The following is a 15,110-nucleotide window of genomic DNA, read 5'->3' on the forward strand; positions in this document are numbered from 1 at the left end:
ATGAAAACACTAACATATTTGCCTGTAAACTGGGTCAATGGTCTGAAGCTGACCAGCCAGCATTTCTTTGCAAACCAATATTGCCAAACGGAAGCTCTCAACCGCGAAGCAGGAAGGAGTCTGACCAGTTATAACTATGGTCTTGGAGAGGTCCTTGAAGGGATAGGTGACAATCTTGAAATAGAGATTTCAGGTGATACCATGTCCACTCTCTGTGTCCGCCTGAAAAGCTGCAACGCTATCACCAAAGGCGGTCTGCCCATCGTTTATTACGACGGTTTATACGGGGATGAGAAACCCTGTGCAACCATTTCAGAATCCGGTCTGCAAGCCGAGGACAGCGAGTATATGGTACTAATATCCGTAGATCCGTATCACTTGATACCTGTCGGTGAACCGGACCCGGAAGAGGTGCCTTTGCATCACCCGTATGTCTTGCCGAGCATAAAACTCCATATCGTTCCCAGAAACCAAGTCAACAAATCTTTCTACAGCCAGAATTTTTTGCTGGTGGCAGAGGTATGCAGACAAGGGAATACCTATAAAATCAATCATCAATATATTCCACCGGTACAACATTCCGCTTGCCACGATGGGATTAAAACATTCATTTCCCAATTGGCACGTACCCTACAGTCGATAAAAGAAGACGTGAAACTCATTTACAGCAGGAATGTTGCTGACAAGCGTAGAGATACGCTTGCCAATAATACATTTGAGCTGTGTAAGGCTTTCTCGGCCTTTTACAACTCAAGAATCTTCTTTATCGAACAAATCGCCTTAGAGCAACCGCCGATATATCTTGTGCAGGCCGTGAATGAGCTTGCAAACGGTCTGAACTCCGCTCTTCAAAGTCTTTCTGAAACGGAAAGAGAACAATTGCTCCAATACTTCTATGAGTGGACCAATGTCACACCCTCTGAATTTATCACGAAGATAGAGAGCCTAACCAAGCTTATGTATGACCATACCAATATAAACCAATCATTGCAGACGGCAGGGGCATTTGTGACACTGCTCAGCAATATGTTCCACAAAATGAGTGAACTGGAATACATCGGAATGGTTCGTGAGAATATTATAGTAGGAGACGAAAGTCACGAAACAATAGAGGCTCAAAAGAAACGATCATGGTCGTTTATAGGTTGAGCGATTAAATCATAGCAAGTATGGAAGCAGAAAACAAAATAGCTCGTTTGAAAGCGAAACTCCGATTTACTTTGGTATTCGCTATCGCACTGATTGTTACCACAACCGGAGGTATCGTAACGATTGTGACTGCACAAAAGGGAATATCCCTTCTTGAAAGCAAGAAGGCCGAATATGACAATGTGTTCAAGAAACAGGCAGAACTTAACTTCCAGATAGAAGAATTGTTCCGGGACTTGAACAATCTGAAGACCAAGCGGCGAAATTCGAGTGAACACAAGCACATGCAAAAATTGATAACCAAAAAACGGTTATTAATGGAAAATGACATTGCGATGCAGGCCGATAAAAGCAAGTACGAAGTGTATAAAGCTATGCTTGAACAGATCCGTGTCATCCAATCATCAATGGATGACCTTGACCGCGAAAGCAAAAAGCGTGAAAGCAACATGGAGCAACTTGAAAAGTGTAGAATCAAATATCAGGAATTAACCAAGAATAAACTGACGAAGCCATGACAAAAGACGAAATGCTATGGGGAAACATCCGTTTCCTCCTGCTGCTGATTTTCTCAGTAGCCGCAATTTATATCATACTTTGCCGGTATATACTCAACGTACCGACAGAGGACAGTTCGGAGTTGATAAACGAAATCAACCATTCCGAACGCATTTTTGAAATCCAGCATACACATATGCAGCAGGCGCAGAACATCTGGAATGAGATTGACTCTCTGGACTTCAACATTCATCAGGTACAAAAGATGGACGAGGTGAAGGATGGGATTTACCAATTGCAGCATATATACAAGGAAAACAATATGAATACGAAATTCCTTTTCGGCGTGTTGTCCTCCAGAATGCTTAAATGCCAATTCGACATAAAAGAGGAATTGAACAGTCTGGTACATAACAATGCACTGATTGAACGGGATTTGGAAGAATGTAAAGCCAATTTATAAAACATTCGCGATGGATAATAAGAAAACTATAACAATCATCATATTGGGACTGGTTGCCATGGCAGGTATCCTTTTGTTTTTGTTCCTGCCTTCGAAGTCGCACCTTGCCAATATTGACTTTTATGTGTATGACACCAATGATAATTTTCATTATGAGGTCAATGAGCGGTTGGAGCTATTAGTCAACGATACGGCAGCGATTAAAGGCAAGCGGCTCATTTGGGAAATGGGAAACGGTGATACACTGATGAGAAATACGGATGTGTCATACACTTACCGTAAGGCCGGCAAATATCTTATTACTTTGAAAATAGACGGAAAACACTCCGTAAACAAGTATATCAAAGTTATCTCAGGGCTGGAGCATGAGGCCATTGATTCCATACCCCGTATAAATGGAGTGTCAGAGGGTTATCAAGGTGAAGAGCTGGTCTTTTCGGCAGAAGGCTATGGTATGGACACATGGCTATGGGAATTTGGAGAAAGCGGTACTGTGGACGCATACGAGCAGCAAGTCGTGTATTCGTATGATATTCCGGGAGAATACACCATCTCATTACAAACCAATACGACGAAATATCCGGTGAAGCACCGTATAACCATTCTCCCACGCTTTGAAAAAGCAGAGGAACTGGTCACGGTGGATTCGTTGGTACTGGTACAGAATGATATAAAAAAACACCTGCAAGCCATAGCTGACGCCAAAGTCTCACAAAAGTCGGTCTATTACGAACATACGAATTATATCCGTAACAAATATTTTTGCATTGATGCAGACCAGGTAGTGGTCGTCATCAATGATGAAAAATACAATGACTTCAACGGCTATTGCCAAGGACTGCATTTTCTTGAAAGCAACAGGAAAAAGCGTGTGAGTATTGATGATGTTAAAATTGACGATTTGAATTGCGTCAAGTCCATCCATGTGACACAAAGTTATATTGAAAAATGAAACAACTGAATCTCATACGAAATCTGTTTTCTGTGGCCGTGATGATTACTCTTGCGTGCAACGTATCTGCCCAAGTGTCCATCCGCGACAGAATACAAATAATGGATAAGGATATATTCAATTATCCGGAATCAACAGAAGCTCCTGTCAAAACAAAGAAAAGCAAGACAAACAGAATTGTCTATTCGGACAGGACCGGAAATCAAAGTTATGAAGACCCGTATTTCCAGCGTAAGCGGTCTTCACATGGAATTGGCACACCCTATTACATAGTAGGTGAAAAGAACGGAACCTACAAGCTCGTTCAGGCTGACCCAGACATTACAGGCAAGCCCAAGTCGATAATAGGTTTCCTGTATAACAGCAAGAGACACTTTAAGGAACCCCGTAAAGTCAATTATGCCGGATGGATACCATCGGAAAATGTACTGATGTACGACCATGCCCGCATCAATCCCCGCAACAACCAGCCGATAAGGTACCGTATAGGCATAAACAGCATTAACAAGCTGTTCGATATCCATCAATTCTTCAATGGAGATACCCTGAAAATATACGGAGAGCCGTTTTTGAAAACAACAACGGATGCGGTAGTTGTCAGCGGAGAGGTTGTTTACCTATACAAGTTGGACAAGAGCGGCAAATCCGCATTGATTTCCAATGTTCCCGCATTATCAGACAGTACCAAACGCTTTTTAGGGTGGGTTCCCGCTGACCTTCTTGCAGAAGTCGGCCAAAATGAGGTGTATCATATTGATTATTCACGATACCGTGATTCTTTGTTGTGTGCTGTCAACCTAATGTATCCCGATACGTTGGCATTACATAATGCGAATATTCAGGGTACGATGTTGTTCAACCTGGATGGAAACCCGGCAGGGCCTATGACGAATGGGAATATCCGGCTGAACTATCCTTTGTCCGTCTGGGACAAGAACTGGAATAAGATTATCAATATCAAAGGCGGAGACATCATGGTTTCCGATGTCCGAAAGATGGAAGCGGAAAACAAAAACGTGAACATACATCTACTGTTCAATGATGCCGACCTGCCTTATCTATCCCCATATATCAATGTGCTACAGAACCTAAAGCTGAAAATGAAGCCCGGGTATGACTACACTTTCTCGGCAACCTGCATATCCTCCAACGGAGAAAACAGACATTTGGCCCCAACCAAGGACTTTTCAGCCTGGCTCGACTATATCAAACAATCCATTTCTTCCAAACGGAAAAACGAGCAAGAGGAACAATCATCGTTTTACGGTTTTGGCGGGGCTATCAAACAAATCTCCCGTTATGATGACGAAAGCCGTTTCAGCAACAATGTATTTGTCATTTTAGGGTCAAAACAAACTTTATCCTTGCACGAGCAACAACTCTCGTGGCTGGCAACCCAACCGGCAAGGCTTCTGTTTGCCCAGATAGACAGAGCATCAGGCACTTCTTATCAGGACTTCCTATTGCAGGCCAAATCCATTCTGGACAGCCATTCTACGAAATACATAGACCATATATCCAATTATATCGCAGACAGCAGACTGGTAAAGACGGAGCTGTTCAAGAACATAGAAGCTACGGATGCCAACTTATACCTGTATGATGCTCCATACAACAGCCTTACGGTAGGAGGAATCTTATTCCCTAAAGGTAGAAACAGGCTGGAAAGCAACGCTTTGGAAACAGCTTTGGATTCCGTATTATGGCAATCTTTCGAGACGGACAGCCTACTGTTGCACTCACTTAAAGATTATGAGCGAAATATAGGTGTCCTAAGAAGCCGTCCCACATCCGAACTGACGCATATATTCCATCATACGGAAAATCCTGACAGTATGAGCCTTGACGATATAGATAGAAACAGCGTGAATGACACCTACTATATAAAGGCCTCCGTAGCGGACAGTATAATGGACGGGTACGAATATGGATATCTACTCGATGACAAGGAAGTGATGGAACTGCTGCAAAGCTACAGGAGACTGCTCCCGGAGTTCTCAGATAACATAGGGAAAAAGGAGCTAAGAGTGCTTCGCAAGCAATTTAACCGGCAAAAGAAAAGCATAAACAGAAGTTTCTATCGAAAAGTATTGCCCAGAAATCCATATTTGGCTCAAATCTTCTATTGTAAGACGGGAGTCATGGCCAATGACAGCCTTTTAAATTCAACAAAGGTGAAGAAACTAAAGAAAAGAAAGGTTGAGCTGACGGACTTTAATAGTGGCTATACAACCCTGATTTCAAAGATGAAGAGACTGGAAGACATGTATCAACGCAACCTCTTCAGACCTGTATTCATCGCCGGCAAGAAATATTATTTTATTCCGAAACAATTAATACTGTAAATAAAATGGAACCAACAAGAGAACAACTACAGGCAGAGATTCTTGAAATCCTATATCAGAAGTGCCTCCAGAAGCCAATATGGGTATCTTGTGCAGAAATATTTTGGAGCATCAGCAACCTCAAGGTATCAGAACGGAGTGTCAAGGACGTTCTTGACTGGCTGGTAAAAAACGACCTTGTAATTTATCAAGCGGATAAATACCAGATTGCCAAGCGCGAATTTATGGATATATCAAGACGTAAGGCTCTTGAGAAAAAAGAGACCGAAGAAAATGCCGAAGTCCGGACTGTAGAGTATGGAACATCCATTCCGCCTCACACGATGAACCATCATCCATGGCTTGAACGAGAGTACCAACAACCTGTCGCGAAATCATCAAACACAATGTTTGCCATCATAGCATTAATAGCCTTTCTGATCAGCGGCACACTTGTTGGCATACTCCTGTTCAACAGCTTCGCAACGGAACGGCGCAATAATGCAGAACTGACATACCTTCCGGATAGCATACAGGTTCCCTCGTTACAGGTAAGCACGCCCGGATATATCCGTGACGCATATACGACCAACCGCAACTTCAAGAACATCCAAACTTCGCTGGAGACACAGCAACGAATTAATTCTGAACTTATGGATATCTGCAAGGCACAACAATCCCAGATTAATATACTGACAACTTGCTCCAAACAACAAGCGGCGGACATCGAACATTTGGAAAAGGAACGGAAGATCTACACATGGATGATTGCTCTTGCACTTCTGGTATTAAGTTCATTGCTCATCTGCCGATACGGGCGTAAGAATTAGGACATACGCAAACATTCAGACTGCATAGTCAATCTGCTAACGGTATCTGCCACTTTCATGCGGTGGATACCGTTTTTCTGCATTCCGGCAGCAGTTTTCTTTCCGACGGTTTCGTCCATTCCTGATGAAACTTCTTCTACAAGTGTTATTGTACAATACCGGGAATCAATTTAATAGCGACACATCATCAACGGGGCGTGTTTCTAATCATATAGGACAGTGGCTTTATACACGAACATTAGTTTAAAACGTGTTAAAATGAAAATAACAGCAAAAAAAACGCGCTAAAAAATTTGGAAAAATGAATATAAGCACTTATATTTGCTCACATCAAAGATGATGTTTTATTTTCTTCTCTTTTTCCCACAATAAAACTGAGTCATCCGGAGGCTGAGAGGAAATTTCAAAAAATCGTTTTTGAGGTTTTCTCTTTTTTGCATCTATACCGGTTAGGGCGCAAGGACGGAGAAACCGAAGTAAAATAATTAAGTTTAACCCATTAAATCCAAGTATTATGGCATTTAGAGCATCATTGGAACTTAACAACAAGGAATTTGACGTCCTTTATTCAAACTATGAGTTTAGTCGTAACACAGACCCTAAAGGTATGCCCTCTTCAAGCGTATTGGGTGGTAGAGTAAAAGCAACCATCGAATCAACAGAAGACACTTCTGTCATCGAAGCGATGTTGAACAGTCCTTTCAAACCTGTAGAAGGAAAGATTATCTACAAAAAAACGGAGGAAGATGCCAAGATGAAGGAGATTCAGTTCAAGAACGCATACATCGTTCACTACTCGGAAACTCTGGACGCGAACAACGATGTGCCTATGACAATCACCATTACGTTCTCCGCTGAAGAAATCATCGTCGGCAGCGCAGCTCTTGACAACCGTTGGCCGAAGAAATAAATCGGCGTACATAGGTAAATCCTAAATCAAAACATTTGTCAGGCCGTCCGACGGACTTCCGCCGGGCGGCTTTGGCAATTTGGATATAAACCGTCAAATATAATGCCGCCATGCTGGAACAAAAAAAAGTCACATTGGAAATAGCCGGCATACCCATGCCGTCGTTTGTGCAGTTGATGCTCAAACAGAGCATCAATGAGCATCACTACTTTGAGATAACGCTGGATATCCAAGCCATAGAAGCCTATGGTGTGGAAATCCCGGAGGCGTCAAAAGACTGGGTTGGGAAAAAAGTAATCATGGACTTCGGCGGCACTATTTTTGTCGGCGTGGCCACCATGGTGGGACTTCATCGTTCCGGTGGAACACACGGAAATATAAAAGTGACGGGATATTCGTCAACATTCCTACTGGAGTCAGACCACACTTGTGCCTCATGGTGCAACAAATCCTTGTCTGACATCGTTAAGGAACTTACAGACAAGGCAGGAGTGCAAGCTCTTGTCAATCCGGAAACGAAATCGAAGCTGGAATACGAATGCCAGTACGAGGAAACCAACTTCAGATTCATACAACGGCTTGCCCGCCAATATCAGGAATGGCTCTACTACGACGGACAGAACCTTGTATTCGGGAAGCCACAGGCCGGCTCGACGACCAAGCTGACATACGGCGAGGAACTATCCGTGCTCGATGTCTGCTCGCAGGCACTTGCCCGACCAATAAAGGGAAGTTCTTACCATTCGGTGAACGACCAGACCTATAATGGCCAATCCCCCGATACCGCAGCCGGACAAAACACATTAGGACAAGCGGCCTTTGACTCGTCATTGGCTTTGTTTACCGCTCCCGCTGTCCAACGGGCGGAACCGCGCATAACCAATAAGGGTGAACTTGACGCCTATTTCCAACGCAGGCAGCAAAGCGACAGCGCCGCATCCAGTTTCATCACCGGGGAAAGCGATTGCCGCATCCTTACGGTGGGCAGTATCATAGATGTTCATACCGCTATCCATACAGGAATAGGTATCCACGTAAAAAATAGCATCGGCACCTATATCATTACGGAAATAACCCACGTAGCCGGTATGGGTGACAGTTACCAGAACTATTTCACCGCACTTCCGTCCTCTATTCCCACCCTTCCATGCCCGGATGTACCTCTGCCTGTCGCTCATACACAGCAGGCCGTGGTTGTCAGCAACGAGGACCCGAAAAAGTTAGGCCGCGTCCAAGTCAAGATGAACTGGCAGACCGGTCCGATGCAAACCTCGTGGATACGGGTACTCACTCCTGACGCAGGTACAAGCGACAAAGTGGCCACAAACAGAGGATTTGTATTCATACCCGAAAAGGGAGACCAAGTCATGGTGGCATTCAGATATGATGACCCGAACCGTCCGTTTGTACTTGGCAGCTTATTCCATGGAAAGTCAGGCACCGGTGGCGGCAGTTCAAACAAAACAAAAAGCCTGACTACCCGCAGCGGTTGTACCATAACGCTTGATGATGAAAAAGGAAGCGTTATGATGAAAGACAAGGAAGGCAACAGCTATACGGCAGACGGAGAAGGAAATATCACAATATCTGCCTCTAAAAGCATCACCTTGTGTGTTGGAGAAAACAAAATAATGATTGATAGCGAAGGCAATATATCATCTAATGCGGAAAAGGACATAACAGAGTCCGCGGGTGCCAATATTGCGCAATCAGCAGAAAATATTGATTGTACAGCAAGCAGCAATTATAATATCTCCAGTACTGATTTTACAGCAACCGGCAGCAGCAGTGCCACGGTCAGCGGTACAACAAAGGCTACGATAGATTCTTCCGGAACCACAGCCGTAGCCGGAACTATTGTCAAATTGAATTAACAGCATATGAGCAACGCCATACAACAAATAGCAGACAAGATGCTCTACCAATGGGAAGATGCAGTCAGGAAACCGGTCAAGTTGATCCGTATCGTCATCAATCCGGGAGACGAAAGTATGCTTGATGCTTTCTATGACTATATGCTTGCCCTTGATAGCGAAGAGGAAGATATGGTGTTCCTCATAGAACTTCCGTTCAGTTCCAGAACCGAATTCTCAAAAGATGTTGTAGGGTATATTGCACAACAAGTAGAATACTGGAATAACTCAAAGAAACCCGAAGATATTGTCTTTGAACGTGTTGATTGGATAGCTGATTATAAGTCGGAAGAAGCGGAAAACGATGCCTCCGTCGCAGTTGCCAACTTCAACAAGCTGACAGAATCCCTTGTAAAAGGGACTGATATGAAATGCAGTTTTGTCTTTAACCTAAAGAACACATACGACTATGACGGATGTCGTGAATGGTTTGAAAAAGCTCTTGCTCTGCCATTCCACAAGCAAATGGTATGGGGGATATCCGACATAAAAGACTATGAACAGTTTGGCAAACTAATGGCCAAACACTCCAATGACGCGGTGTCTATTTATCCACCAATAGATTTAGACGGTGCAATGGAGCAACTCGCGGAACAAGCGGCGAATGAAGATAAGAGCGACCCGGCAGCCTCGAATTTCAGGCTGGCATTAATCAAACTGATGAACAGTGTGAAAAAAGGGAATGCAGCGCAAACAGAGGAATTTGCGAAGAAATGCCTCGATATCGCTCTCGAAAATGTGAAGAAAGACATTAACTGGATCAGTCAATTTGTAACCGTATATACAATTCTATATACAGACCAGATTTCCCGTAAGGACTACAAGACGGCCATGTACTTTGCCGACAAAGCCGTAGAAGCCGCTGAAATCGGGGAAGAAAAATTAGATCCCTCTTTAGCTTGCCGATTGCTCGGAAACACCTTATTGGGGAAAGCCTCCATCTATGTACGAGAGTCGCTTTGGAAAGAAGCGGCAGAGACGTACTATCGCGGTGCTGAAGCATACTCCAGATGCAACGATTACCTAATGCAAAGTGAAGCATTGAGGCTGTGTGGTTGGTGCCGGGAAAATAATTATGAGAAATCGTTAGCTGCGGAATGTTATGTGGAAGGTTTCAGACTTTCCGACAAACTTTCCATAGACCTGATAAAGAACTCCTCTTATCCTCTCCTGTTATTAAGCCTGTTAAACAGTTCGGCACGCTCCAAGCTGGTCAGTGACGATGAAATAAATGAAGTTCTGACCAAAGTGTTAGGAGATAACTGGGAGAATTATTTGTATGAGTATAAAAGAAATTTAGGAAAATACAATGGAATGGCTGACCAACATATTGCGAAATCTTGAAAGGCTGTTCACTAATGCAACCGAATATGCCTATGCGAACCCTAAAGTGGGGTACTTAGTAGTAATCTTTCTGCTATTGGTTTGGCTTGTCGGACTGATATTCGACTGGAAATGGACATACGCCAGACCCGGAAGTTGGGGAGGAAATTTCTTTCTTGACTTATTGGGTCCAACCGGATTCCGATTTTGGCTCGGTGTAATTATTGTGATTGCCATTGTTGCATCTGCCTATTTGTATTTTCGAGTTAAATAACGATAAAAACTGACAGTTATGGCGGACACAGGCTATTTCGACAGCGTAAGCGCAAACCTAAAGACCGGCGTAGGTGCGCAGGTCAAGGGCATCTCGGAAGGCGTCAAGGCGAACTCCGATGCCGGGGTGTCACCGTCCGTCAATGCCCTCGACACGGGTGTCAAGGCGGCAGCCGCCATCGGCGGCCTTGCCGACGGTCTGAGCGAAGCCGCGATGCTCCCCGTACTGGGTGCCATGGGCATGAAGGGCATGGCCTGCCTGCCTATCTCCAAGCAGCTCGACCCGGTCATCGGCGTGGACATCCACCTCGTGACGATACCCCCGTCCCCCGTCGTGCCCATGCCTCACCCTTATGTCGGGGTCCTCCTCCGTCCGCAGGACTTCATCGCGGCGGCGGTCTCCTCGTTCATCCCCCCGCCACCGACAGCGGAACAGACGGGCGACGCCGACAGCGCGAAGCTCGCCGAGGTGGGCCACACCGTGCTGACGATGGCCGTCGGGATGCTGGGCGCCACCGTCAAGATAGGCGGCTTCATCCCCCGCGCGGTCGCATCCACACCTACGCGGAGCATCCCGCACATCCCCATGGGCGCAGGCTGGGCGGCCCCTTCAGCGGCGATACCCAAGAACAACGGCCACGCCTTCATGGGCAGCCTGACGGTACTTGCCGACGGGATGCCCTTCTCGGGCGGCGGCGCGCACCTGCACCTTGACTGCAACGACGTGGGCATACCGAGCGTGCACAAGGTTCCGGGCATGTTCCTGCCCACGGGTGTCATCAACCCGATACCTCCCGCCAGGCAGATACTCACCAGCCCGGTTCCCGTCCCCCTCAACCCCATGGCGGCACTCGCCCGCAAATGCACGGGGGCGTTCGGGCGTTTCTACAAGAAAAAGACCAGGAAGCTGGCGGACAGGCTGCACAGCAAGGTCAACAGGACGATAAAGAGCGAATCCCTGAAGAACATGCTCCACAAGGCCATCTGTACGGTCACGGGGCACCCGGTGGACGTGGCCAGCGGCACGTTCTTCACCGACGAGGAGGACTTCTGGCTCGACGGCCCGGTGCCCCTGTCATGGGAGCGCACGTGGTACAGCCGCAGCGACTACCGGGGGCCTCTGGGCAACGGGTGGCACCACGCCTACGACATGGGCGTCGTCGCGGACACGGAAGAGGGCACGCTGACGCTCCGCATGAGTGACGGCATCCCAGTGGCCTTCCCCCTGCCTACATCGGAGGAACCCTCGTTCATCCTCTCCGAGCGCAAGGAAGCCCGTCTGGAACAGGACGGCGGCTACTGCGTGTGGGACATGGCCGAGGACCTCTACTACCGCTTCACGCGCAAGGAGTACGATTCCGTGCGCCTGCTTGAGAGCGTGACCGACTGCAACGGCCTGGGCATCCGCTTCGACTACACGAAAGAGGGCCTGCTGCGCTCCATCACCGACAGTGCGGGCCGCCGCCTGAGGGTGGAGCACGACACGAGAAGCGGACGCATCCTTGAGATATGCGGCCCGCATCCGGAAGATCCGGAGAAAGAGATTACCCTCGCCTCCTACGAGTACGACGCCGACGGCAACATGACCCTCCAGCGCAACGCGGCGGGCGACGTGATGACATACGAGTATGCCGGAAGGCTCATCGTGAAGGAGACATGGCGCAACGGCCTTGCGTGGTACTTCGAGTACGACGGTACGGGCGTGGGTTCGCGCTGCGTGCACACGTGGGGCGACGGCGGCATATACGACCACAGGCTCACGTTCCGGGAGGGAGTGACCGAGGTGCTCGACAGCCACGGGGAGCTGACGGTGTACCACCACCGCGGCGGCCTTGTGTGGAAGAAGGTCGATGCCAACGGAGGGGAACACCTGTGGCGTTACGACGACAGCCGCCGGCTCCTCGCACAGACAGACCCGCTCGGTAACAGCACCCTGTACAGATATGACCGCTGGGGGAACTGCACCGACAGCTCCGACCCGTGCGGCGGCAGCGTGTCCGCCGTGTACCCCGCCAAGGGGAACCTGCGCAACCGTCCCGTATCCGTTACCACGCCGGACGGCGGCACGTGGGAGTTCGGCTATGACCGCTCCGGCAATCTGGTGAGCCGCACCAACCCCGAAGGTGCCGTCACGAGGATGACCTACCGCAACGGTGCGGTGGCATCGGTGAAAGACCCCTACGGCGTGGCAACGAGGCTCGCCTATGACCGTTTCCATAACCTCACGGAAGCCTCCGACAGCCGGGGGAACACCTCGCTGTACGGCTACGACCTGCTGGGCAGGTGCGTGAGCGTCACCAACCCCAAGGGTGCGGTGCAGAAAAGGGAATACGACCCCGTGGGCCGCGTGGTGCGCGTGCTCGACTTCGACGGCAACGACATACGCCTGTCCTACGACGGGATAGACAACCTCACCGAATACCGTGACAACGTCCAGCACGTGGAGTACGGCTACTCCGGCATGTGGAAGCTGACAAGGCGCCGCGACCACCGGGGCGTGGTGAACTTCCGCTATGACCGGGAGGAACGCCTGCGCCGTGTGACAAACGAGAGGCTCCAGAGCTACGAGTTCACCCTCGACGCTGTGGGCAACGTCACCGCCGAGAAAGGCTTCGACGGGGCCGTCCGTCATTACCTGCGTGACAGGGGCGGACGCGTCGTCAGGGAGACGCTGCCTTCGGGAACGGAAAGGGAATACGGCTATGACGCCTGCTCGCGCGTGACGCGCGTTTCATACCCCACGGCCGGCGACCCCGACCAGACCTACGCCTACGGGCTGTCCGGCAGGCTGGTGCAGGCATCGAGGGGGGAAAGCACGGTGGAGTTCGCATACAATTCCCTGGGGCTTCCGACACGGGAAACGGCCGACGGTAACACCATACTCCGCACCTACGACCATACCGGCAGGATACTCACGCTCGACAGCACGGCGGGGGCCTCGCTGCGCTACACCCGCAACGGCTACGGGGAGCTTGAGGGGTTCACTGCCACCGGCGGCAGCGACGCCGACGGCGCGGGCTCGTGGGAATCGGCACACCGCCACGATACGCTGGGCTTCGAGGTGGAGCGCATCCTTCCGGGAGGCATTGTCCGCTCGTTCGCCTATGATGACATAGGCCGTCTGGTGGATGCCCGCACACGCAAGGACTCGCGCACACGGCACATGCGCCGCTACCGCTGGGGCGTCGCCGACAGGCTGTTGTCCGTGGAGGACAGCAGGCGTGGCGAGACACGCTACTCCTACACCCCGACGGGGCAGCTCGAAAGGGCGGAATATCCCGACGGCAGGGAGCGGTGGAGGAAGAGCGACCAGACGGGAAACCTGTATCCCGACCCGGACATGAAGTTGCGCCGCTACCTCGGTGGCGGACGGCTGGAGCAGGACGGCGAATGGCACTGCGAGTACGACGCGGACGGCAACCTGACGGAACGCTACCTCGGCACGGGAAGGTGGCTTGACGGCAAGAAGGACCGCTGGAGATACCGGTGGAACGCCGACGGCTCTCTGGCAAAGGTGGTGCGGCCCGACAAGAGGGAGGTGGAGTTCACATACGACGCGCTCGGGCGCAGGCTCTCCAAGAGCTTCGGCACGACGGTGACGCGGTGGGTGTGGAACGGCAACGTGCCGCTGCACCAGTGGAAGCAGCGCAGGGAATACTCCGTCATGGAGGACAGGTGGAACACGGACACGGAACGCCGCGACATGACGGTATGGCTCTTCGACGAGGAGTCCTTCGTGCCGGTGGCAATGATAAAGGAAGGCAGGTCCTACTCGATACTGACAGACCAGCTCGGAACACCAACGGAGGCATACGATGCCGAGGGCAACGAGGTGTGGAGCCGGGTGCTCGACATGGACGGGAACGTCATCGAAGAGACGGGCAACAAGGGGATGGTACCATTCCTGTTCCAGGGACAGTACTATGACCGGGAGACAGGGCTGGCGTACAACAGGTTCAGGTATTATTCACCGAAGATGGGTATGTATGTCTCACAAGATCCGATTGGACTTGATGGTGGAATACTGAATCTGTATGGATATGTTGATGACACAAATGTGTGGATTGATATTCTGGGACTTTCGAAACAAAGTTATAGTCAGCAGCAAGGCATTAATAAAGCAAAAGATGACTTGAGGCGTAATGGATTTGATATTATCGGTGAAGAAATTACAATGAAAGTGAATGGTAGCAGAATTAGAGCCGATATTATAGCTAAAGATGGCCATGGCAAAACACATATATTTGAGGTTAAGCATAAGAAAGGCAGACTTACTAAAAATCAAAAAAAATCGGGAGTCTATTCAATGTCTTCACAATCAAATACTACTACACATCTTGGTGGAGGAACTATTAAGGTCTCACAAGGCACAAGTGGCACATATACTATTGATACAGGAAGTGAGTTAGGAAAAGTATTAGGTGGTAGAGGAACCTCTGATACAGCTGTATTCCATGTTTTAATATATAATTAGT

General features: G+C 48.8%; 11 protein-coding genes. All 11 read left to right on the top strand.

What is annotated here, in order from left to right; translation table 11 throughout:
- The 11 genes from CI960_RS13815 (at position 1) to CI960_RS13865 (ending at position 15,109) form a co-directional block, all read left to right on the top strand.
- Positions 1-1,149, top strand: coding sequence for a hypothetical protein (locus CI960_RS13815; RefSeq protein ID WP_004322091.1), 1,149 nt, complete (start codon positions 1-3; stop codon positions 1,147-1,149).
- A gap of 20 nt (positions 1,150-1,169) precedes the next feature.
- A complete protein-coding gene (locus CI960_RS13820) occupies positions 1,170-1,667 on the top strand; it encodes a hypothetical protein (RefSeq protein WP_005777317.1) in 498 nt (165 codons plus the stop codon).
- On the top strand, positions 1,664-2,110 hold the full coding sequence (gene tssO, locus CI960_RS13825; RefSeq protein WP_004310143.1) for a type VI secretion system TssO: 447 nt from the start codon (positions 1,664-1,666) through the stop codon (positions 2,108-2,110). The genes CI960_RS13820 and tssO overlap by 4 nt, the downstream gene beginning before the upstream one ends.
- A gap of 10 nt (positions 2,111-2,120) precedes the next feature.
- Positions 2,121-3,062, top strand: coding sequence for a PKD domain-containing protein (locus CI960_RS13830; protein WP_004310142.1), 942 nt, complete (start codon positions 2,121-2,123; stop codon positions 3,060-3,062).
- Entirely contained in the window at positions 3,059-5,407 is a 2,349-nt protein-coding gene (gene tssR, locus CI960_RS13835; RefSeq protein WP_011203025.1) for a type VI secretion system protein TssR domain-containing protein, read from the top strand. Before CI960_RS13830 ends, tssR begins: the two co-directional genes overlap by 4 nt.
- A gap of 5 nt (positions 5,408-5,412) precedes the next feature.
- The gene (locus tag CI960_RS13840; protein WP_004310140.1) at positions 5,413-6,216 is read left to right on the top strand and encodes a DUF5457 domain-containing protein; all 804 of its coding nucleotides are present in this window, start codon (positions 5,413-5,415) and stop codon (positions 6,214-6,216) included.
- A 514-nt stretch (positions 6,217-6,730) separates the two neighbouring features.
- Positions 6,731-7,126 (top strand): type VI secretion system tube protein TssD, encoded by a 396-nt coding sequence (tssD, locus tag CI960_RS13845; RefSeq protein WP_004310139.1) that lies wholly within the window; start codon positions 6,731-6,733, stop codon positions 7,124-7,126.
- Positions 7,127-7,236: 110 nt separating this feature from the next.
- Positions 7,237-9,000 (top strand): type VI secretion system Vgr family protein, encoded by a 1,764-nt coding sequence (locus tag CI960_RS13850; protein WP_005777303.1) that lies wholly within the window; start codon positions 7,237-7,239, stop codon positions 8,998-9,000.
- A gap of 6 nt (positions 9,001-9,006) precedes the next feature.
- Positions 9,007-10,383 (top strand): hypothetical protein, encoded by a 1,377-nt coding sequence (locus tag CI960_RS13855; protein ID WP_005777300.1) that lies wholly within the window; start codon positions 9,007-9,009, stop codon positions 10,381-10,383.
- Positions 10,349-10,636, top strand: coding sequence for an immunity 17 family protein (locus CI960_RS13860; protein ID WP_028728591.1), 288 nt, complete (start codon positions 10,349-10,351; stop codon positions 10,634-10,636). The genes CI960_RS13855 and CI960_RS13860 overlap by 35 nt, the downstream gene beginning before the upstream one ends.
- 18 nt (positions 10,637-10,654) lie before the next feature.
- Positions 10,655-15,109, top strand: a complete 4,455-nt coding sequence (locus CI960_RS13865; RefSeq protein WP_094582394.1) for a DUF6531 domain-containing protein — start codon at positions 10,655-10,657, stop codon at positions 15,107-15,109.
- Position 15,110 lies beyond the last annotated feature (1 nt).

Origin of the sequence: Parabacteroides sp. CT06 (assembly GCF_002257605.1) — a bacterium.
Taxonomy (GTDB): domain Bacteria; phylum Bacteroidota; class Bacteroidia; order Bacteroidales; family Tannerellaceae; genus Parabacteroides; species Parabacteroides distasonis.